At 52.7% G+C, this 22,487-nt stretch carries 19 protein-coding genes; 14 read left to right on the top strand and 5 right to left on the bottom strand.

Annotated elements, in window-relative coordinates:
- The first annotated feature begins 236 nt into the window (after positions 1-236).
- Complete coding sequence (locus WC5_RS00510; protein WP_000244168.1) at positions 237-1,376, top strand: 3-phenylpropionate MFS transporter; 1,140 nt, start codon at positions 237-239, stop codon at positions 1,374-1,376.
- Here the strand turns inward: WC5_RS00510 and csiE are convergent, their stop codons facing one another.
- The 3 genes from csiE to suhB form a co-directional block, all read right to left on the bottom strand.
- Positions 1,377-2,651 carry a stationary phase inducible protein CsiE gene (gene csiE / locus WC5_RS00515; RefSeq protein WP_000987935.1) on the bottom strand — a complete coding sequence of 425 codons (1,275 nt, stop codon included), beginning with the start codon at positions 2,649-2,651 and terminating at the stop codon, positions 1,377-1,379.
- 174 nt (positions 2,652-2,825) lie between these two features.
- Positions 2,826-3,686 (bottom strand): alpha/beta hydrolase, encoded by an 861-nt coding sequence (locus WC5_RS00520; RefSeq protein ID WP_001207719.1) that lies wholly within the window; start codon positions 3,684-3,686, stop codon positions 2,826-2,828.
- Between the two features lie 144 nt (positions 3,687-3,830).
- Positions 3,831-4,634 carry an inositol-1-monophosphatase gene (gene suhB / locus WC5_RS00525; protein ID WP_000553455.1) on the bottom strand — a complete coding sequence of 268 codons (804 nt, stop codon included), beginning with the start codon at positions 4,632-4,634 and terminating at the stop codon, positions 3,831-3,833.
- 118 nt (positions 4,635-4,752) lie between these two features.
- Between suhB and trmJ the strand changes: the two genes are divergently transcribed.
- The 11 genes from trmJ to sseB all read left to right on the top strand — a co-directional run bounded on the left by trmJ (position 4,753) and on the right by sseB (position 13,623).
- Positions 4,753-5,493, top strand: a complete 741-nt coding sequence (gene trmJ, locus WC5_RS00530) for a tRNA (cytosine(32)/uridine(32)-2'-O)-methyltransferase TrmJ (protein WP_000940022.1) — start codon at positions 4,753-4,755, stop codon at positions 5,491-5,493.
- 269 nt (positions 5,494-5,762) lie between these two features.
- Positions 5,763-6,251, top strand: a complete 489-nt coding sequence (iscR, locus tag WC5_RS00535) for a Fe-S cluster assembly transcriptional regulator IscR (protein ID WP_001241355.1) — start codon at positions 5,763-5,765, stop codon at positions 6,249-6,251.
- Between the two features lie 115 nt (positions 6,252-6,366).
- Positions 6,367-7,581, top strand: coding sequence for a cysteine desulfurase (gene iscS / locus WC5_RS00540; protein WP_001295373.1), 1,215 nt, complete (start codon positions 6,367-6,369; stop codon positions 7,579-7,581).
- A gap of 27 nt (positions 7,582-7,608) precedes the next feature.
- On the top strand, positions 7,609-7,995 hold the full coding sequence (gene iscU / locus WC5_RS00545; protein WP_000331707.1) for a Fe-S cluster assembly scaffold IscU: 387 nt from the start codon (positions 7,609-7,611) through the stop codon (positions 7,993-7,995).
- 16 nt (positions 7,996-8,011) lie between these two features.
- Positions 8,012-8,335, top strand: a complete 324-nt coding sequence (gene iscA / locus WC5_RS00550; RefSeq protein ID WP_000028953.1) for an iron-sulfur cluster assembly protein IscA — start codon at positions 8,012-8,014, stop codon at positions 8,333-8,335.
- Positions 8,336-8,430: 95 nt separating this feature from the next.
- Positions 8,431-8,946, top strand: a complete 516-nt coding sequence (hscB, locus tag WC5_RS00555; RefSeq protein WP_000384415.1) for a co-chaperone HscB — start codon at positions 8,431-8,433, stop codon at positions 8,944-8,946.
- Positions 8,947-8,962: 16 nt separating this feature from the next.
- Complete coding sequence (gene hscA / locus WC5_RS00560) at positions 8,963-10,813, top strand: Fe-S protein assembly chaperone HscA (protein ID WP_001196613.1); 1,851 nt, start codon at positions 8,963-8,965, stop codon at positions 10,811-10,813.
- A gap of 1 nt (position 10,814) precedes the next feature.
- A complete protein-coding gene (fdx, locus tag WC5_RS00565; RefSeq protein ID WP_001124469.1) occupies positions 10,815-11,150 on the top strand; it encodes an ISC system 2Fe-2S type ferredoxin in 336 nt (111 codons plus the stop codon).
- 11 nt (positions 11,151-11,161) lie between these two features.
- On the top strand, positions 11,162-11,362 hold the full coding sequence (iscX, locus tag WC5_RS00570; RefSeq protein ID WP_000523616.1) for a Fe-S cluster assembly protein IscX: 201 nt from the start codon (positions 11,162-11,164) through the stop codon (positions 11,360-11,362).
- Positions 11,363-11,420: 58 nt separating this feature from the next.
- Positions 11,421-12,704, top strand: coding sequence for an aminopeptidase PepB (gene pepB, locus WC5_RS00575; RefSeq protein WP_000133584.1), 1,284 nt, complete (start codon positions 11,421-11,423; stop codon positions 12,702-12,704).
- A gap of 142 nt (positions 12,705-12,846) precedes the next feature.
- On the top strand, positions 12,847-13,623 hold the full coding sequence (sseB, locus tag WC5_RS00580) for an enhanced serine sensitivity protein SseB (protein WP_010350263.1): 777 nt from the start codon (positions 12,847-12,849) through the stop codon (positions 13,621-13,623).
- A 31-nt stretch (positions 13,624-13,654) separates the two neighbouring features.
- Here sseB and timP read toward each other — a convergent pair whose 3' ends face one another.
- Positions 13,655-13,780, bottom strand: coding sequence for a small toxic inner membrane protein TimP (timP, locus tag WC5_RS25955; protein ID WP_258286489.1), 126 nt, complete (start codon positions 13,778-13,780; stop codon positions 13,655-13,657).
- Positions 13,781-14,122: 342 nt separating this feature from the next.
- Positions 14,123-14,968, bottom strand: coding sequence for a 3-mercaptopyruvate sulfurtransferase (gene sseA / locus WC5_RS00585; RefSeq protein WP_000108603.1), 846 nt, complete (start codon positions 14,966-14,968; stop codon positions 14,123-14,125).
- 205 nt (positions 14,969-15,173) lie between these two features.
- On the opposite strand from sseA, the gene yfhM reads away from it, so the two are divergent.
- Both yfhM and pbpC read left to right on the top strand, forming a co-directional pair.
- Entirely contained in the window at positions 15,174-20,135 is a 4,962-nt protein-coding gene (yfhM, locus tag WC5_RS00590) for an alpha2-macroglobulin (RefSeq protein ID WP_000736108.1), read from the top strand.
- A complete protein-coding gene (pbpC, locus tag WC5_RS00595) occupies positions 20,136-22,448 on the top strand; it encodes a peptidoglycan glycosyltransferase PbpC (protein ID WP_000945166.1) in 2,313 nt (770 codons plus the stop codon). It abuts the gene before it with no gap.
- The last annotated feature ends 39 nt before the right edge of the window (positions 22,449-22,487 follow it).

Raw genomic sequence — 22,487 nt, 5'->3', positions numbered from 1 at the left:
AATGTGATTTAAACGTAATACACACACTCGCACCTCGCCACGCCTCAGCAGATGAGAAATTTGGTAATTATCCAGGTCAACATCCAGCACATTTTCTGTAGGTGATATTTTGTTAGTGGTATTAACGATAATTTTTTCCAGAATGGTGTACTGGAAGTGGCCCTGATTTTCTTATTTTTCAACTTGCAACAACATTCGATTAACTTCAGACTAACGCCTCCTGACGGGAGGGACTCATGGTTTTGCAATCCACGCGCTGGCTGGCGCTCGGTTATTTCACATACTTTTTTAGCTACGGTATTTTTCTACCTTTCTGGAGCGTCTGGCTTAAGGGGATTGGCTTAACGGCAGAAACTATCGGCCTGTTGTTGGGGGCAGGGCTGGTTGCCCGTTTTCTCGGCAGTTTGATAATTGCGCCCCGCGTCAGCGATCCTTCTCGCCTGATTTCTGCACTTCGTGTACTGGCGTTGTTGACACTGCTGTTCGCCATCGCCTTCTGGGCTGGCGCGCATGTGGCATGGCTGATGCTTGTGATGGTTGGTTTTAACCTCTTTTTCTCACCGCTGGTGCCGTTAACTGACGCGCTGGCGAATACCTGGCAAAAGCAGTTCCCGCTTGATTACGGCAAAGTGCGACTTTGGGGCTCAGTGGCGTTTGTCATTGGTTCGGCGCTGACGGGCAAACTGGTCAGCGTGTTTGATTATCGGGTGATCCTCGCGCTGTTGACGTTGGGCGTGGCATCCATGCTACTTGGTTTTCTGATTCGCCCGACCATTCAACCGCAAGGGGAGAGCCGCCAGCAGGAGAGCACGGGGTGGCCGGCCTGGCTGGCGCTGGTTCGCCAGAACTGGCGCTTTCTGGCCTGCGTTTGTCTATTGCAGGGGGCGCACGCGGCATATTACGGGTTTAGCGCCATATACTGGCAGGCTGCGGGTTACTCGGCTTCGGCGGTGGGCTATTTATGGTCGCTTGGTGTAGTGGCGGAAGTCATTATCTTTGCGCTGAGTAACAAACTTTTTCGTCGCTGTAGCGCCCGCGATATGTTGTTGATCTCGGCGATTTGCGGGGTAGTACGTTGGGGCATTATGGGGGCAACCACTGAGCTAGCGTGGTTGATAGTGGTGCAAATTCTGCATTGCGGCACCTTTACTGTGTGCCACCTGGCCGCCATGCGCTACATTGCTGCTCGTCAGGGAAGCGAGGTTATCCGTTTACAGGCGGTTTATTCTGCCGTCGCGATGGGCGGCAGTATCGCTATCATGACCGTCTTCGCCGGTTTCCTGTATCAATATCTCGGACATGGCGTGTTTTGGGTGATGGCGCTGGTGGCGCTTCCGGCAATGTTTTTGCGCCCGAAAGTGGTTCCCTCATGCTGACTATTCCAGCATTTTACGGATCTGCTCCTGTTGGTGTACGGTCAGGATCTGATTCGTATGAATCAGCGGCGGCGAAAAGAGCGGTAAAGGGATGGTATAAGGTGTAATAATCAGCACCGTGTTTCTCGGGGCGCCATTTCGTAAAAATGTCTTCACCGATATATGCTTAATATTGAGTGGCAATAGTGTAAGTTCGCGCAATTGCTGCTCAATATTCGCTTCTCTTTCACTGTCATTGCCCGTCAGCAAAATAATCTTTTTTTCGTTAATTTCATTTGCTTGCATCAGCCATGCGCCGAAAATCACCGCCACCAGGCCACTTTCCTCATCGGAAAAACGGACATTGTATTCACTTTCAAACCCGGCCAGCGCCGCGCGAGTTGTACGAACCAGGCGTGGGTAAAGTCGGCTGAACTCTTCTGGCAAGGTGTTATCAATACCGATGGTAAACAAACTGCGGCGTAATGCCTGAGCGAGATGAGTATAAAGCTGATCGCATAACCCCTGTTCATCATAGAAACGAACATTTCCCTGCTCACGAAAACGTTGTACCAAACGAACAATGGCCAGACGTAATTGCCGATCGCGCTGATGAGCATCTTGCAGCGGATTGGGAACTTGCAACATGGAAAAGAGCAACGCCATAAACAAAGGCTCATCTGGTGGTACAGGCTGGCGTGCCCGCCGTTGCCAGTGGCGACCAATTTCCTGTGCTACCTGAAACTCAAGACAGGACTCAGCCCATCGACGTTGCAGCGGGTTAAATTGTGGCGAGATCCCGGCATGATGTTGTAGCAGGCAATATTGCAGATACAGGCACAGAAAATGAACATCACGTGCTTCAAAGCATTTTTGCAACCGTCGTGCACAGAGATTAATTAAAGCTTGCAGGTTGGTATCGTCGTAAAAGTTGCGAGCAATCCCCCGGCGCTTCAGTTCTTCCTTTAAGGCTGGGGTGAAACGGCTGGTGATGAATGATGGACATAAACGGAAACCGCGTCGTAGCCAGTGAAATAAACATAAACGTTGGTTAAGTACTGTACCTTCAACCCGGTAGCTACCGTCATAACCAGTGGTGAGCGTGAGCTGGTGATAGCGGAGGATTTCCCGTCCTGTTTCGCTGATATCGCGAACCGCAATATTATCATCCACACCATTAAGCTCGCTGAGAGTGGCCGTGGTGGCGGTCAACCCCGGCTGAAATAGTGTCAGCAAGATCTGGCAGCGGCGCTGGGGAGCAGAAAGGACAGATGGTGGAGCAAGTGTAGACATCATCTGTAGATCTCCCATAAGCATAATTGATAAGAATAGCTAAAGTTTGCTTAGGGAAATGGGGAATGGAATGCTAATTATCAGAAATGCTGGCAGACATCACAGAATTTTTATCGATATAAACGGATATGACCAGTTTAATACCATGTCTTAATGTGATTTATTGCTGTTTTATTCTTAGGGGGAATTCCCGGGATTCAACGCACTGAGGATAAAATCCACCATCTGCTCACGATAAACATCACCATGACGATCGGAAAAGGCATCAATGTGTTCGCCGTCAGGGATCAGAATCAGGCGTTTTGGCTCTTTCGCCAGAGCATATAACTTTTCACTGTGCTGCCACGGGATAACGTGATCGGCTTTACCGTGAATCAGTAAAAGCGGGATCGGGCTGACGCTGGCGATGTAATTTTCGCCGCTATAACTCTCATCAAGTAAGTAGCCACTGCCAGGGATCATCTGGTTGGCGATGGTCGCATAAGAGGCAAATGTGGAGTCGAGGATCACCGCACGTATGCCCTCACTACCTCCCTGACCAATAACATCAAGAATATTCGCTCCTCCAATACTCTGCCCGAACAGCACCAGCCGTTGTGGGTTTACATCACTGCGATGGCGCACCACGCTGATGGCGCTTAGCGTATCGTCCAGTAATCCAGCCTGGGACGGCGTGCCTTTTGATTTACCAAACCCGCGATAGTCAAACATAAAAACATTGAAATTGCGCTCGGGTAACCAACTGACCAGCGGCCAGTGGGCGGACATGTTTCCGGCATTGCCGTGAGCATGAATGATGGTTGCGATGGCGTTGTCAGCGGCACCCGTCGAAGAGGGGATAAACCAGCCTTGCAGACGAGTACCGTCCTTAGCCATAAATTCGACGGATTCTGCAGACCAGGGTTCGGGACCGTAAATTTTGTCGTCAGGGTAATAGAAGAAGTTGATGGCAACGCGCGGTACTAAATAAATACAGAAGGCAACAACAAAGAGGATAAACAGAATTTTGAGAACGCGTTTGTTCACTGGCAGTGCCATAACCTTTCCTTGCGACTTCTTTATAATCCATTAATCGGGGAAAGATGGTGGGAGAGCGGCGAAAGAAAGTAAAGCGGTGAGGAAGTATTTCGGAATAGCGCCTGAAAGGCGAGGGCGGGTGAGTGATATCACCCGCCAGAGTCATTAACGCTTCAGAGCGTCGCTTAACTCGTCACGCATATTTGACAGCATGGCTTTCACTACGCGTGGGTTACCGGCAACGATGTTACCGGTCAGCATGTAGTTATGACCACCGGTGAAATCGCTGACGATACCGCCTGCTTCACGAACCAGCAGTTCGCCTGCGGCGAAGTCCCACGGGCGCAGACCAATTTCGAAGAAACCGTCAACGCGACCAGCGGCTACGTAAGCCAGATCCAGCGCCGCAGAACCGGTACGACGGAAGTCAGCGCATTCGCTAAACAGTTTGCCAACGATATTGATGTAGGTGGTTGCGTACTGTTTCGCTTTGAAAGGAAAACCGGTCGCCAGAATAGTACCGTCGAGATCGCGAGCGGTGCTGCCGCGCAGACGATAGCCGTTTAACTGTGCGCCCTGACCGCGAGTCGCGGTGAACAGTTCGTTACGCATAGGATCGTAAACCACAGCAACTTCGGTGCGGCCTTTGATACGAACAGCGATAGATACCGCGAAGTGCGGCAGACGTTTGATAAAGTTGGTGGTGCCATCCAGTGGATCGATAACCCATTGAACATCCTGATCAGTACCTTCAAGTTCACCGCTTTCTTCGGTGATGATGGTGTGCTGCGGGTAAGATTTACGAATCGTGTCGATAATCACCGCTTCGGCAGCTTTATCTACGTTGGTCACGAAATCGTTGCTGCCTTTCTGGCTCGCTTCTACAGCGTCCGGGGTTTCATAGTTTTTGGCAATTAAATTACCCGCCTTACGCGCTGCGCGCACGGCGATGTTCAGCATCGGATGCATCGGTCTCTCTCACTGGATGTTAAAGAACGGGAAAACGGCGCAGAGTATAGCAGCGAGATCGGCATCTGTCTTCGTTTTATGATAAGATGCGCGAATAATCTTTAGACGAAGAAAGACAATGCTGCAAAATATTCGAATTGTGCTGGTGGAGACGTCACACACCGGCAATATGGGTTCTGTTGCCCGCGCCATGAAAACAATGGGATTAACCAATCTGTGGTTGGTTAATCCACTGGTGAAACCTGACTCTCAGGCCATCGCGCTGGCGGCGGGAGCCAGCGATGTGATTGGTAATGCTCACATCGTCGATACGCTCGACGAAGCGTTAGCCGGTTGTAGCCTGGTGGTTGGCACCAGCGCACGCTCCCGCACGCTGCCGTGGCCGATGCTCGACCCGCGCGAATGCGGTCTGAAAAGCGTCGCTGAAGCGGCAAATACCCCGGTGGCGCTGGTTTTTGGTCGCGAGCGCGTCGGCTTGACCAATGAAGAGTTGCAGAAATGCCATTATCATGTCGCGATTGCCGCTAACCCGGAATACAGCTCGCTGAACCTGGCGATGGCGGTTCAGGTTATTGCGTATGAAGTGCGCATGGCCTGGCTGGCGACTCAGGAAAACGGCGAGCAGGTTGAGTATGAAGAGACGCCGTATCCGCTGGTCGATGATCTTGAGCGTTTTTACGGTCATCTGGAGCAAACGCTGCTGGCAACCGGCTTTATTCGTGAAAACCATCCGGGGCAGGTGATGAATAAATTGCGCCGTCTGTTTACCCGTGCGCGCCCGGAAAGCCAGGAGTTGAATATCCTGCGCGGGATTCTGGCTTCCATTGAGCAGCAGAATAAAGGTAACAAGGCTGAATAACAGTCGTTGCCTGATGCGACGCTTATCGCGTCTTATCAGGTCTGGAAGTGTACAGAACCCCAGGTCGGATAAGGCGTTCACGCCGCATCCGATAACAGGTACAAACGCCACGATAAAAAATGGCACTGAAGGTTAAATACCCGACTAAATCAGTCAAGTAAATAGTTGACCAAATTACTCGGGAATGTCAGACTTGACCCTGCTATGCAATACCCCCACTTTTACAATAAAAAACCCCGGGCAGGGGCGAGTTTGAGGTGAAGTAAGACATGAGACTGACATCTAAAGGGCGCTATGCCGTGACCGCAATGCTGGACGTTGCGCTCAACTCCGAAGCAGGCCCGGTACCGTTGGCTGATATTTCCGAACGTCAGGGAATTTCCCTTTCCTATCTGGAACAACTGTTTTCCCGTCTGCGTAAAAATGGTCTGGTTTCCAGCGTACGTGGACCTGGCGGTGGTTATCTGTTGGGCAAAGATGCCAGCAGCATCGCTGTTGGCGAAGTGATTAGCGCCGTTGACGAATCTGTAGATGCCACCCGTTGTCAGGGTAAAGGCGGCTGCCAGGGCGGCGATAAATGCCTGACCCACGCGCTGTGGCGTGATTTGAGCGACCGTCTCACCGGTTTTCTCAACAACATTACTTTAGGCGAACTGGTTAATAACCAGGAAGTGCTGGATGTGTCTGGTCGTCAGCATACTCACGACGCGCCACGCAGCCGCACACAAGACGCGATCGACGTTAAGTTGCGCGCATAAAAGATAAAAAGTATTCAGAATCAGGCCGGGGCGTATCGCGCTCCGTAAACACGGTCGTACATCCAGCCGGTAGCCTGATTCCTTGCATTGAGTGATGTACGGAGTTTATAGAGCAATGAAATTACCGATTTATCTCGACTACTCCGCAACCACGCCGGTGGACCCGCGTGTTGCCGAGAAAATGATGCAGTTTATGACGATGGACGGAACCTTTGGTAACCCGGCCTCCCGTTCTCACCGTTTCGGCTGGCAGGCTGAAGAAGCCGTAGATATCGCCCGTAATCAGATTGCCGATCTGGTCGGTGCTGACCCGCGTGAAATCGTTTTTACCTCTGGTGCAACCGAATCTGACAACCTGGCAATCAAAGGTGCAGCCAACTTTTATCAGAAAAAAGGCAAGCACATCATCACCAGCAAAACCGAACACAAAGCTGTACTGGACACCTGCCGTCAGCTGGAGCGCGAAGGTTTTGAAGTCACTTACCTGGCACCGCAGCGTAACGGCATTATCGACCTGAAAGAACTTGAAGCAGCGATGCGTGACGACACCATCCTCGTTTCTATCATGCACGTAAATAACGAAATCGGCGTGGTACAGGATATCGCGGCTATCGGCGAAATGTGCCGTGCTCGCGGCATTATCTATCACGTTGATGCAACCCAGAGCGTGGGCAAACTGCCTATCGACCTGAGCCAGTTGAAAGTTGACCTGATGTCTTTCTCCGGTCACAAAATCTATGGCCCGAAAGGTATCGGTGCGCTGTATGTGCGTCGTAAACCGCGCGTACGCATTGAAGCTCAAATGCACGGCGGCGGTCACGAGCGCGGTATGCGTTCCGGTACTCTGCCTGTTCACCAGATCGTCGGTATGGGCGAAGCCTATCGCATCGCAAAAGAAGAGATGGCGACCGAGATGGAACGTCTGCGCGGTCTGCGTAACCGTCTGTGGAACGGCATCAAAGATATCGAAGAAGTTTACCTGAACGGTGACCTGGAACATGGTGCGCCGAACATTCTCAACGTCAGCTTTAACTACGTTGAAGGTGAGTCGCTGATTATGGCGCTGAAAGACCTCGCGGTTTCTTCAGGTTCCGCCTGTACGTCGGCAAGCCTCGAACCGTCCTATGTGCTGCGCGCGCTGGGGCTGAACGACGAGCTGGCACATAGCTCTATCCGTTTCTCTTTAGGTCGTTTTACTACTGAAGAAGAGATCGACTACACCATCGAGTTAGTTCGTAAATCCATCGGTCGTCTGCGTGACCTTTCTCCGCTGTGGGAAATGTACAAGCAGGGCGTGGATCTGAACAGCATCGAATGGGCTCATCATTAATCGGTATCGGAATCAGGAGAATTTATAATGGCTTACAGCGAAAAAGTTATCGACCATTACGAGAATCCGCGTAACGTGGGTTCCTTCGACAACAACGACGAGAACGTGGGCAGCGGCATGGTGGGTGCACCGGCCTGTGGCGACGTGATGAAGTTGCAGATTAAAGTCAACGATGAAGGTATCATTGAAGACGCGCGTTTTAAAACTTACGGCTGCGGTTCCGCTATCGCTTCCAGCTCCCTGGTGACCGAATGGGTGAAAGGGAAATCTCTGGACGAAGCACAGGCGATTAAAAACACCGATATTGCTGAAGAACTTGAACTGCCGCCGGTGAAAATTCACTGTTCTATTCTGGCAGAAGACGCGATCAAAGCCGCCATTGCGGACTATAAAAGCAAACGTGAAGCAAAATAAGAGTTGAGGTTTGGTTATGTCGATTACACTGAGCGACAGTGCAGCAGCGCGAGTAAATACCTTTCTGGCTAACCGTGGTAAAGGGTTTGGCCTGCGTCTGGGCGTGAGAACCTCCGGGTGTTCAGGTATGGCTTATGTACTGGAATTTGTTGACGAACCGACGCCGGAAGACATCGTGTTTGAAGACAAAGGCGTGAAAGTCGTGGTCGATGGAAAAAGCCTGCAATTTCTGGACGGTACGCAACTGGACTTCGTAAAAGAAGGCCTGAACGAAGGGTTTAAATTCACCAACCCGAACGTCAAAGATGAATGTGGTTGCGGCGAAAGCTTCCACGTCTGATGCGCATACCGATAACCCCACCGTGGTCGCCTGCGCGTGGGGTTTGTTTTACCTGATTCGCCGCCATCGCGGCGGATCGCAGCCCTGAGAATGTTATGGATTACTTCACCCTCTTTGGCTTGCCTGCCCGTTATCAACTCGATACCCAGGCACTGAGCCTGCGTTTTCAGGATCTACAACGTCAGTATCATCCTGATAAATTCGCCAGCGGAAGCCAGGCGGAACAACTCGCCGCCGTACAGCAATCCGCAACCATTAACCAGGCATGGCAAACGCTGCGTCATCCATTGATGCGGGCAGAATACCTGCTTTCGTTGCATGGTTTTGATCTCGCCAGCGAGCAGCATACTGTGCGCGACACCGCGTTCCTGATGGAACAGCTGGAACTGCGCGAAGAACTGGACGAGATCGAACAGGCGAAAGACGAAGCGCGGCTGGAAAGCTTTATCAAACGCGTTAAAAAGATGTTTGATACCCGTCACCAGTTGATGGTTGAACAGTTAGACAACGAGACGTGGGACGCGGCGGCGGATACCGTGCGTAAGCTGCGTTTTCTCGATAAACTGCGAAGCAGTGCCGAACAACGCGAAGAAAAACTGCTCGATTTTTAATTTCTGGAAGCTAAACATGGCCTTATTACAAATTAGTGAACCTGGTTTGAGTGCTGCGCCGCATCAGCGTCGTCTGGCGGCCGGTATCGACCTGGGCACAACCAACTCGCTGGTGGCGACAGTACGCAGCGGTCAGGCCGAAACGTTAGCCGACCATGAAGGCCGTCACCTGCTGCCGTCTGTTGTTCACTATCAACAGCAAGGGCATTCGGTGGGTTATGACGCGCGTACTAACGCTGCGCTTGATACCGCCAACACCATTAGTTCTGTTAAACGCCTGATGGGGCGCTCGCTGGCTGATATCCAGCAACGCTATCCGCATCTGCCTTATCAATTTCAGGCCAGCGAAAACGGCTTGCCAATGATTGAAACGGCGGCGGGGTTGCTGAACCCGGTGCGCGTTTCTGCGGACATCCTCAAAGCACTGGCGGCCCGGGCAACTGAAGCCCTGGCCGGCGAGCTGGATGGTGTGGTTATCACCGTTCCGGCGTACTTTGACGATGCCCAGCGTCAGGGCACCAAAGATGCCGCGCGCCTGGCTGGCCTGCACGTCCTGCGCCTGCTTAACGAACCGACCGCTGCGGCTATCGCCTACGGGTTGGATTCCGGTCAGGAAGGTGTGATCGCCGTTTATGACCTTGGCGGTGGGACTTTTGATATATCCATTCTGCGCTTAAGTCGCGGCGTGTTTGAAGTGCTGGCGACCGGCGGTGATTCCGCGCTCGGCGGCGATGACTTTGACCATCTGCTGGCGGATTACATTCGCGAGCAGGCGGGCATTCCTGACCGTAGCGATAACCGTGTTCAGCGTGAACTGCTGGATGCCGCCATTGCAGCCAAAATCGCGCTGAGCGATGCGGACTCTGTGACCGTTAACGTCGCGGGCTGGCAGGGCGAAATCAGCCGTGAACAATTCAACGAACTGATCGCACCGCTGGTAAAACGTACCTTATTGGCCTGTCGTCGTGCGTTGAAAGACGCGGGCGTAGAGGCTGATGAAGTACTGGAAGTGGTGATGGTTGGCGGTTCTACTCGCGTGCCGCTGGTGCGTGAACGAGTGGGCGAGTTTTTCGGTCGTCCACCGCTGACTTCCATCGACCCAGATAAAGTTGTGGCCATTGGCGCGGCGATTCAGGCGGATATTCTGGTGGGTAACAAGCCGGACAGCGAAATGCTGCTGCTTGATGTGATCCCGCTGTCGCTGGGCCTCGAAACCATGGGCGGCCTGGTGGAGAAAGTGATCCCGCGTAATACCACGATTCCGGTGGCTCGTGCCCAGGATTTCACCACTTTCAAAGATGGCCAGACAGCGATGTCTATCCATGTTATGCAGGGTGAGCGTGAACTGGTGCAGGACTGCCGTTCGCTGGCGCGTTTTGCGCTGCGTGGTATCCCGGCGTTACCGGCTGGCGGCGCGCATATTCGCGTAACGTTCCAGGTCGATGCCGACGGTCTTTTGAGCGTGACGGCGATGGAAAAATCGACCGGCGTTGAGGCGTCTATTCAGGTCAAACCGTCTTATGGTCTGACTGACAGCGAAATCGCCTCAATGATCAAAGACTCAATGAGCTATGCCGAGCAGGACGTAAAAGCCCGTATGCTGGCAGAACAAAAAGTCGAAGCGGCACGCGTACTGGAAAGTCTGCACGGTGCGCTGGCTGCTGATGCCGCGCTGTTAAGCGCCGCAGAGCGTCAGGTCATTGACGATGCTGCCGCTCATCTGAGTGAAGTGGCGCAGGGCGATGACGTTGATGCCATCGAACAAGCGATTAAAAACGTAGACAAACAAACCCAGGATTTCGCCGCTCGCCGCATGGACCAGTCGGTTCGTCGTGCGCTGAAAGGCCATTCCGTGGACGAGGTTTAATATGCCAAAGATTGTTATTTTGCCTCATCAGGATCTCTGCCCTGATGGCGCTGTTCTGGAAGCTAATAGCGGTGAAACCATTCTCGACGCAGCTCTGCGTAACGGTATCGAGATTGAACACGCCTGTGAAAAATCATGTGCCTGCACCACCTGCCACTGCATCGTGCGTGAAGGTTTTGACTCGCTGCCGGAAAGCTCAGAGCAGGAAGACGACATGCTGGACAAAGCCTGGGGGCTGGAGCCGGAAAGCCGTTTAAGCTGCCAGGCGCGCGTCACTGACGAAGATTTAGTGGTCGAAATTCCGCGTTACACTATCAACCATGCGCGTGAGCATTAACAGAGGTTAGTATGGGACTTAAGTGGACCGATAGCCGCGAAATTGGCGAAGCACTGTACGATGCGTATCCCGATCTCGACCCGAAAACGGTTCGATTCACCGATATGCATCAGTGGATTTGCGATCTGGAAGATTTCGACGACGACCCGCAGGCATCTAACGAGAAAATCCTCGAAGCGATTTTGTTAGTCTGGCTGGACGAAGCTGAGTGAATAAACGGGCTGCCTGGGGGTGGCCCGTTTTGCTGTTAAACAAATAAGGATAACTAAAATGACAGAAGCGATGAAAATTACCCTCTCGACCCAGCCTGCCGACGCGCGCTGGGGAGAAAAAGCGACTTACAGCATTAATAATGATGGCATTACCCTGCATTTGAACGGGGCGGACGATCTGGGGCTGATCCAGCGTGCGGCGCGCAAGATTGACGGTCTGGGCATCAAACATGTTCAGCTAAGCGGTGAAGGCTGGGATGCGGATCGTTGCTGGGCATTCTGGCAAGGTTACAAAGCCCCGAAAGGCACGCGTAAAGTGGAGTGGCCGGATCTGGACGATGCTCAACGCCAGGAGCTGGATAACCGCCTGATGATCATCGACTGGGTGCGTGACACCATCAACGCGCCGGCGGAAGAACTGGGGCCATCGCAACTGGCACAGCGTGCTGTTGATCTGATCAGTAACGTCGCGGGCGATCGTGTGACTTACCGGATCACCAAAGGCGAAGACCTGCGTGAGCAAGGCTATATGGGGCTGCACACCGTCGGGCGCGGTTCAGAACGTTCTCCAGTATTGCTGTCGTTGGATTACAACCCAACTGGCGATAAAGAAGCGCCGGTGTACGCGTGCCTGGTAGGCAAAGGCATCACCTTTGATTCCGGCGGCTACAGCATCAAACAGACCGCGTTTATGGATTCGATGAAGTCCGATATGGGCGGTGCGGCAACGGTTACTGGGGCGCTGGCATTTGCCATCACTCGCGGTCTGAACAAGCGCGTGAAGCTGTTCCTCTGCTGTGCGGATAACCTGATCAGCGGCAACGCGTTCAAGCTGGGCGATATCATCACCTATCGCAACGGTAAAAAAGTCGAAGTGATGAACACCGATGCGGAAGGGCGCCTGGTGCTGGCAGATGGCCTGATTGACGCCAGTGCGCAGAAACCAGAACTGATTATTGATGCCGCGACCCTGACCGGAGCGGCGAAAACCGCGCTGGGTAATGATTATCACGCGCTGTTTAGTTTTGACGATGCGCTGGCAGGGCGTTTGCTGGCGAGTGCCGCGCAGGAGAACGAACCATTCTGGCGTCTGCCGCTGGCAGAGTTCCACCGCAGCCAGTTGCCGTCAAACTTTGCTGAACTCAATAATACCGGTAGCGCGGCGTATCCGGCAGGTGCAAGCACGGCGGCGGGCTTCCTGTCGCACTTTGTTGAGAACTATCAGCGAGGCTGGTTGCATATAGATTGTTCGGCGACTTACCGTAAAGCGCCGGTTGAACAGTGGTCTGCGGGCGCAACGGGACTGGGTGTGCGCACGATTGCTAATCTGTTAACGGCGTAATCGTTTATGCCGGATGCGGCGTAAACGCCTTATCCAGCCTACAAAGTATTGCAAATTCAACAAATTGCGATTCCTTTGTAGGCCTGATAAGCGTAGCGCATCAGGCACTTCCGCCCCGAACGTTGAATGAATTGTGGTTCTTATGTCCGAAACAAAAAACGAACTTGAAGACCTGCTGGAAAAAGCAGCAACCGAACCGGCGCATCGTCCGGCTTTTTTCCGTACTCTACTGGAATCCACCGTCTGGGTGCCAGGTACAGCGGCGCAGGGCGAGGCTGTGGTTGAAGATAGCGCGCTTGATTTACAACATTGGGAAAAAGAAGACGGCACCAGCGTCATTCCTTTTTTCACCTCGTTAGAAGCACTTCAACAGGCGGTTGACGGCGAACAGGCATTTGTCGTAATGCCCGTTCGCACGCTGTTTGAGATGACCCTTGGCGAAACGCTCTTCCTTAATGCCAAACTGCCTACCGGTAAAGAATTTATGCCGCGTGAAATCAGTTTGCTGATCGGTGAAGAGGGTAATCCGCTGAGCAGTCAGGAAGTACTGGAAGGCGGCGAATCGCTGATATTATCGGAAGTCGCAGAGCCGCCAGCACAAATGATTGATTCACTCACTACCTTATTTAAAACTATTAAGCCGGTGAAGCGTGCTTTTATTTGTTCAATTAAAGAGAACGAAGAGGCACAGCCTAATTTGCTTATTGGCATTGAAGCCGATGGTAATATCGAAGAAATTATTCAGGCGGCGGGAAGTGTAGCGACCGATACATTACCTGGCGATGAACCTATTGATATTTGCCAGGTGAAAAAAGGGGAAAAAGGAATTAGCCACTTTATTACCGAACATATTGCGCCATTCTATGAACGTCGCTGGGGTGGGTTTCTGCGTGATTTTAAACAGAATCGGATAATCTAAAATATGCCGCCCAAAAGGGCGGCATTCGGGCTTACTTGCTGCTCTGAAGGATGTTAGCCACCAGTAAATAATTATCAGAGAGACTCCGGTTATTATTTACTTCGGAAAACAGCGCACCAGAAACAATAAGTACGATACAAAAGCACCGTATCTTCATTGTGCGGTCCATGCGAAGACCGCATCACGACAGCACCACTGGCGATATTGCCGCGATAGCAAGCACTGTGGGGTACCTGCATTTACGGTCATGGAACATCCTTTCCTAAAGCCAGCGCCCGTTTGCGAGACGGCGAAAAGGGCCGTCAAGAATAATACCCTCATGTTTGAATAACTACTCTGTTTATTATCTTGACATAGCCAGGCATAAAAGAGAGTATTTCAACACTGTGGGGTGCCTGCGTTGCTCCGGCAACACAAGTCAACCAGCTGGAAAGGCCGCGAACCAGACCAGCAACAAAAAACCGCCAAATTCGGCGGTTTTTTGTTGCCTGTAAAAAGCTTATTTCACTGGTTCGACCGGTAAATCTGCTCGCGCGCCCCATTCACTCCATGCGCCGTCGTACAGTTTCACGTTTGGCACATCCAGCGTAGCAAGTGCCAGCAACACAACGGCGGCCGTTACACCAGAGCCACAGCTGACAATAATCGGTTTGTCATAGCTGATACCGTAACCAAAAAATATCGCATCGAGTTCATCTGTCGTTTTCAGTTCACCTTCACGCACCAGTTCTGTCCACGGAACATTCAGCGCACCAGGAATATGCCCGCGACGTAAACCAGGGCGAGGTTCATCAATTTCAGCGTTAAAACGCGCAGCCGGACGGGCATCAATAATTTGTGCCGTTTTTTCATGGCTTGCCAGCAATACATCGGTTACTTTCACCACGGCTTCCGGGTTAAAGGCGGTGTTAAACTCTCCTTCTGGCAGCTCCACTTCGCCTTCTTCTAACAGTAGGTCATCACGCTGCCAGCCCGCCAGTCCACCGCCAAGAATCGACACTTTCTCCACGCCAAAGGTGCGCAGCATCCACCATGCTCGCGGGGCTGAGAAAAGATTACCTTCGTCATAGACAATCAGATGTTTGTCCTGATTAACGCCCAGTTCACGCATCGCTACGGCGAACGTTTCCGGGCGCGGCAGCATGTGCGGAAGCGGGGAGGTGTGATCGGAAAGAGCTTCGATATCGAAAAATACTGCGCCGGGGATATGCCCATTGAGATACTCCTGGGCAACGTTACGATCTTCCTGTCCGGGCGGTGCCATGCGGGCATCAATAATCTGAATTTCAGGATCATCAATATGTTCGGCGAGCCAGTCGGCTCCTACAAACCATGTCGTGGACATAGGCATCTCCATTTTTGCCGGGGTAGGCTAAATTGTCGGACGTTTAGTGAAAAGCGACAAGCAAAAGAGGCTGATTTGGCTGCCTGAGCTACATTTATCACCAAAATTCAGATTCTGTGGACGTGATACTGAATTACATAACGTTAATTCTCACGCATAATAATTATTCGACGTTGCTAACGGGCCATTGTGGCAGGGATGATAAATGAAAAAGTTACGCATAGCCGCCTGCATGTTAATGCTGGCGCTGGCAGGGTGCGACAACAACGATAACGCGCCAACAGCGGTGAAAAAAGATACCCCTTCTGAAGCTGCTAAAGGTACATCTTCAGAAAACGCGAGTTCAGCAAAACTCTCTGCGCCGGAGAGGCAAAAGCTGGCACAACAGAGTGCCGGTAAGACACTGACATTGCTTGATCTCTCTGAGGTTCAACTCGATGGTGCAGCCACGCTGGTGCTGACTTTCTCCATCCCCCTCGACCCGGATCAGGATTTCTCACGTGTTATTCATGTCGTCGATAAAAAAAGCGGCAAAGTGGATGGTGCCTGGGAGCTGTCAGATAATCTTAAAGAGCTGCGTTTACGCCACCTCGAACCTAAACGTGATTTGATCGTGACTATTGGGCAGGAAATGAAGGCGCTCAATAACGCAACCTTCAGTAAAGATTACGAAAAGACGATCACCACCCGCGATATTCAACCCAGCGTCGGTTTTGCCAGCCGTGGTTCGCTGCTGCCTGGAAAAGTCGTTGAAGGACTGCCGGTAATGGCGCTCAACGTTAACAATGTCGATGTTAACTTCTTCCGTGTTAAACCCGAATCTCTGCCAGCATTCATTAGCCAATGGGAATACCGCAATTCGCTGGCGAACTGGCAATCTGACAAATTGCTGCAGATGGCGGATCTAGTCTACACCGGACGTTTTGATCTCAATCCTGCGCGTAATACCCGTGAAAAATTATTGCTGCCGCTGGGTGATATCAAACCGCTTCAGCAGGCGGGCGTGTATCTGGCTGTGATGAATCAGGCCGGACGTTACGATTACAGTAATCCCGCGACTCTGTTTACATTAAGTGATATCGGCGTATCGGCTCACCGTTATCACAATCGTCTGGATATCTTTACCCAAAGCCTGGAAAACGGTGCGGCTCAGCAAGGAATTGAAGTCTCGTTATTAAATGAGAAAGGGCAGACTCTGACTCAGGCGACCAGTGATGCACAGGGTCATGTACAGCTGGAAAACGACAAAAACGCGGCATTACTGCTGGCACGTAAAGATGGTCAGACAACGCTGCTCGATTTAAAACTTCCCGCGCTGGACTTAGCGGAATTTAACATTGCTGGTGCACCGGGTTATAGCAAACAGTTCTTTATGTTTGGCCCGCGCGATCTTTATCGCCCGGGTGAAACCGTAATCCTCAACGGCTTACTGCGTGATGCAGACGGTAAAGCATTGCCCGATCAACCCATCAAGTTAGACGTGATTAAACCTGACGGGCAGGTACTGCGTAGTGTCGTTAGTCAGCCGGAGAATGGCCTCTATCACTTTACCTGGCAACTGGATAGCAGTGCGGCAACCGGCATGTGGCATATTCGCGCTAACACTGGCGATAACCAGTATCGGATGTGGGATTTCCACGTCGAAGATTTTATGCCAGAACGCATGGCGTTGAACCTGACCGGCGAGAAAATCCCGTTAACGCCGAAAGATGAGGTGAAATTCTCCGTGGTGGGTTACTACCTGTACGGTGCGCCTGCTAACGGTAATACTTTGCAGGGGCAGCTTTTCCTGCGCCCTCTGCGTGAAGCGGTTTCTGCATTACCTGGTTTCGAATTTGGCGATATAGCTGCCGAAAACCTTTCCCGCACGCTGGATGAAGTTCAGTTGACGCTGGATGATAAAGGGCGCGGCGAGGTTTCTACAGAAAGCCAGTGGAAGGAAACGCATTCCCCATTGCAGGTTATTCTCCAAGGCAGTTTGCTGGAATCTGGCGGTCGCCCGGTGACGCGCCGTGCTGAACAGGCTATATGGCCTGCCGATGCGCTCCCGGGGATCCGCCCGCAGTTCGCCTTGAAATCGGTTTACGATTACCGTACTGACACGACTGTAAAACAACCCATTGTTAATGAAGGCAGCAACGCCGCTTTTGACATCGTTTATAGCGATGCGCAGGGCGTGAAAAAAGCCGTTTCGGGCTTGCAGGTGCGTCTGATTCGCGAACGTCGAGATTACTACTGGAACTGGTCAGAAGATGAAGGCTGGCAGTCACAGTTTGATCAAAAAGATCTGATCGAAAATGAACAAACGCTGGATCTTCAAGCGGATGAAACTGGTAAGGTAAGTTTTCCGGTAGAGTGGGGCGCTTATCGTCTGGAAGTCAAAGCGCCGAATGAAGCGGTTAGTAGCGTGCGTTTCTGGGCTGGCTATAGCTGGCAGGACAACAGCGACGGTAGCGGTGCGGTACGTCCGGATCGCGTCACGATGAAACTGGATAAAGCCAGTTATCGTCCTGGCGATACCATTAAGTTGCACATTGCCGCGCCAACGGCGGGTAAAGGCTACGCGATGGTCGAGTCCAGTGAAGGGCCGCTGTGGTGGCAAGAGATTGATGTTCCGGCACAAGGGCTGGATTTAACGATTCCGGTCGATAAAACCTGGAATCGGCACGACCTCTATTTAAGTACGCTGGTGGTGCGTCCTGGCGATAAATCTCGCTCTGCGACGCCAAAACGCGCGGTTGGCGTGTTGCATTTGCCGCTTGGCGATGAAAACCGTCGTCTCAGTCTGGCGCTGGAAACACCGGCAAAAATGCGCCCCAATCAGCCATTAACTGTGAAAATCAAAGCCAGCAATAAAAATGGTGAGATGCCAAAACAGGTGAATGTACTGGTGTCTGCCGTTGATAGCGGTGTGCTGAATATTACTGATTACGTTACGCCAGATCCGTGGCAGGCGTTCTTCGGTCAGAAACGCTATGGCGCAGACATATACGATATTTACGGTCAGGTCATTGAAGGACAGGGACGCCTGGCAGCACTGCGTTTTGGTGGCGATGGTGATGAACTGAAACGTGGTGGTAAGCCACCGGTCAATCACGTCAATATTGTCGCGCAACAGGCACAGCCGGTAACGCTCAACGAACAGGGCGAAGGTACGGTTACACTGCCGATTGGCGATTTTAACGGTGAATTGCGCGTCATGGCGCAAGCCTGGACGGCAGATGACTTCGGCAGCAACGAAAGCAAAGTGATTGTTGCTGCACCAGTGATAGCCGAACTGAACATGCCGCGCTTTATGGCGCGTGGCGACACTTCGCGTCTGACGCTGGATATCACTAATCTTACTGATAAACCGCAAAAACTGAACGTTGCCCTGACCGCCAGCGGTTTGGTTGAACTAGTAAGCGATTCACCCGCACCTGTTGAATTAGCGCCAGGCGTGCGCACTACGCTGTTTATCCCGGTGCGAGCATTGCCGGGTTATGGCGATGGTGAAATTCAGGCGACTATCAGTGGCCTGAATTTGCCAGGAGAAACCGTTGCCGATCAGCATAAGCAGTGGAAAATTGGCGTCCGTCCGGCATTCCCGGCGCAAACCGTCAATTATGGTACGGTGTTGCAGCCTGGTGAAACATGGGCGATACCGGCGGGCGGACTGCAAAACTTCTCGCCTGTTACGCTGGAAGGGCAATTGTTGTTGAGCGGCAAGCCACCGCTGAACATCGCACGTTATATCAAAGAGTTAAAAGCATATCCGTACGGCTGTCTGGAGCAAACCACCAGCGGTCTGTTCCCGTCGCTCTATACCAATGCAGCCCAGCTACAGGCGTTGGGCATCAAAGGCGACAGTGATGATAAACGCCGTGCGGCAGTTGATATTGGCATTTCCCGTTTGCTGCAAATGCAACGCGATAATGGCGGTTTTGCGCTATGGGATAAATACAGCGACGAAGAGTACTGGCTGACGGCTTATGTGATGGATTTCCTGGTTCGCGCAGGTGAGCAGGGTTACAGCGTGCCGACAGAAGCCATTAACCGGGGGAATGAGCGTCTGCTGCGCTATTTACAAGATCCGGGCATGATGTCGATCCCGTATGCCGATAATCTCAAAGCCAGTAAATTCGCAGTACAGTCTTACGCGGCGCTGGTGCTGGCTCGTCAGCAAAAGGCACCGCTGGGTGCGCTGCGTGAAATCTGGGAGCGTCGTGCAGATGCCGCTTCTGGTTTACCGCTACTGCAACTTGGCATTGCGCTGAAAACCATGGGTGATGCGACGCGGAGTGTAGACGCAATTGCGCTGGCGCTGAAAACGCCGCGTAATAATGATGAGCGGATATGGCTTGGCGATTACGGTAGCCCACTGCGCGACAACGCGTTGATGCTCTCCTTACTGGAAGAGAACAAACTGTTGCCAGATGAGCAGAACACCTTGCTGAATACACTTTCGCAGCAGGTGTTTGGTGAACGCTGGCTATCAACTCAGGAAAGTAATGCGTTGTTCCTGGCTGCCCGTTCGATTCAGGATTTACCGGGTAAATGGCAAGCGCAAACCTCTTTCTCTGCCGAGCCGCTGACTGGCGAGAAAGCGCAAAACAGCAATCTGAATAGCGATCAACTTGCAACTTTGCAGGTAACTAACAGTGGCACCCAGCCGTTATGGCTGCGTGTGGATGCCAGCGGTTATCCGCAATCCGCACCTTTACCTGCGAGTAATGTGCTGCAAATCGAGCGTCATATTCTTGGTACTGACGGTAAGAGCAAATCGCTGGACTCTTTACGTAGCGGCGATCTGGTACTGGTCTGGTTGCAGGTAAAAGCCAGTAACAGCGTGCCAGATGCGCTGGTGGTTGATTTGCTGCCAGCGGGTCTGGAACTGGAAAACCAGAACCTGGCGAACGGCAGCGCCAGTCTGGAGCAAAGTGGTAGCGAAGTGCAAAACCTGCTTAATCAAATGCAGCAGGCGAGCATTAAGCACATTGAGTTTCGTGACGATCGCTTTGTGGCGGCGGTTGCCGTTGATGAATACCAGCCGGTTACGCTGGTATATCTGGCGCGGGCGGTGACGCCGGGAACGTATCAGGTGCCGCAGCCGATGGTGGAATCGATGTATGTTCCTCAATGGCGGGCGACCGGCGCGGCTGAAGATCTGCTGATTGTCAGACCGTAAATGCTTCGTCTGTTAAGTAAACGCGGTTGCTGGATAACGCTGGCAGCCGCGCCCTTTATTATCATTCTGGCGGCGTGGGGAGCAGATAAACTCTGGCCTCTGCCGCTGCATGAAGTCAATCCCGCACGTGTGGTCGTGGCGCAGGATGGAACGCCGCTCTGGCGCTTCGCCGATGCTGACGGTATCTGGCGTTATCCAGTGACTATCGAAGATGTTTCTCCGCGTTACCTTGAAGCACTGATCAATTACGAAGATCGCTGGTTCTGGAAGCATCCTGGCGTAAACCCGTTCTCGGTGGCGCGCGCTGCCTGGCAGGATCTGACTTCGGGACGGGTTATCTCCGGCGGCAGCACGCTCACTATGCAGGTTGCTCGTCTGCTTGATCCTCACCCCAAAACGTTTGGCGGTAAAATTCGCCAGCTCTGGCGCGCGTTACAACTGGAGTGGCATCTGTCTAAACGTGACATTCTGACCCTGTATCTTAACCGCGCCCCGTTTGGTGGCACGTTGCAGGGGATTGGTGCGGCAAGCTGGGCTTATCTTGGAAAATCGCCCGCGAATTTAAGCTATTCCGAGGCAGCAATGCTGGCTGTGTTACCGCAAGCGCCCAGCCGACTGCGCCCGGATCGCTGGCCGGAGCGTGCTGAGGCCGCGCGTAATAAAGTGCTCGAACGGATGGCGGTGCAAGGTGTGTGGTCCCGCGAGCAGGTAAAAGAGTCAAGCGAAGAACCCGTCTGGCTGGCGCCCCGACAAATGCCGCAACTGGCACCGCTGTTTTCACGGATGATGCTCGGTAAAAGTAAAAGCGACAAAATTGTTACTACGCTGGATGCCGGTCTTCAGCGGCGTCTGGAAGAACTGGCGCAAAACTGGAAAGGACGATTGCCACCGCGCAGTTCACTCGCGATGATCGTGATTGATCATACCGATATGCGTGTTCGCGGCTGGGTGGGATCGGTCGATCTCAACGATGATTCACGCTTTGGTCATGTTGATATGGTCAATGCGATCCGATCGCCAGGATCGGTGCTCAAACCCTTTGTTTATGGTCTGGCGCTGGATGAGGGATTGATCCATCCGGCATCGCTGTTGCAAGACGTCCCACGACGCACTGGTGATTACCGGCCTGGAAACTTTGACAGCGGTTTTCATGGCCCGATCAGCATGAGTGAGGCGCTGGTACGCTCGCTGAACTTACCTGCTGTGCAGGTGCTGGAAGCCTATGGCCCGAAACGGTTTGCGGCAAAATTACGCAATGTTGGGTTGCCGTTGTATCTGCCCAATGGTGCTGTGCCGAATCTTTCGCTCATTCTCGGCGGTGCTGGCGCAAAACTGGAGGATATGGCGGCAGCGTACACCGCTTTTGCCCGCCACGGTAAGGCAGGAAAATTGCGCTTACAGCCTGACGATCCGCTGCTTGAACGCCCCTTAATGTCGCCGGGCGCCGCATGGATCATCCGCCGAATCATGGCTGATGAAGCGCAGCCCTTGCCGGACGGTGCCTTGCCGCGCGTCGTACCCCTGGCGTGGAAAACGGGCACCAGCTACGGCTATCGTGATGCCTGGGCGATAGGTGTAAACGCTCGCTATGTGATTGGCATCTGGACTGGCAGACCGGACGGCACGCCCGTTGTCGGTCAGTTTGGCTTTGCCAGCGCCGTACCGTTGTTGAATCAGGTTAATAATATTTTGTTGTCGCGCAGTGCAAATCTGCCGGAAGATCCGCGCCCGAACTCAGTCACTCGTGGCGTTATCTGCTGGCCTGGCGGGCAGTCTTTACCAGAAGGTGACAGTAACTGTCGCCGTCGTCTGGCAACCTGGTTATTGGATGGAAGCCAGCCGCCAACCCTGTTACTGCCAGAGCAAGAAGGGATTAATGGCATCCGTTTTCCCATCTGGCTGGATGAAAATGGCAAACGCGTCGCCGCCGATTGCCCACAGGCGCGACAAGCAATGATGAATGTCTGGCCACTACCGCTGGAACCCTGGTTGCCTGCATCAGAACGCCGCGCTGTGCGCTTGCCACCAGCCTCGACAATTTGCCCACCGTACGGTCACGACGCTCAGCTCCCGCTGCAATTGACTGGCGTTCGTGATGGCACCATTATCAAGCGTTTACCTGGTGCGGCGGAAGCGACTTTGCCGGTGCAATCCAACGGTGGTGCCGGAGAACGCTGGTGGTTTCTGAATGGCGAACCGTTAGCTGAACGCGGGCGCAGTGTGACTCTGCATTTAACGGAAAAAGGTGATTATCAATTGCTGGTAATGGATGAAGTGGGGCAGGTAGCGACAGTGAAATTTGTTATGCAATAGCCTGTTTTCACCATGTTTGTTGCTTAAACTGGGTTTATT

Origin of the sequence: Escherichia sp. KTE114 (assembly GCF_000407765.1) — a bacterium.
GTDB classification, from domain to species: Bacteria; Pseudomonadota; Gammaproteobacteria; order Enterobacterales; family Enterobacteriaceae; genus Escherichia; species Escherichia ruysiae.
Note: the sequence above shows the minus strand (reverse complement) of the source record. Positions and strands in the feature narration are given on the sequence as shown.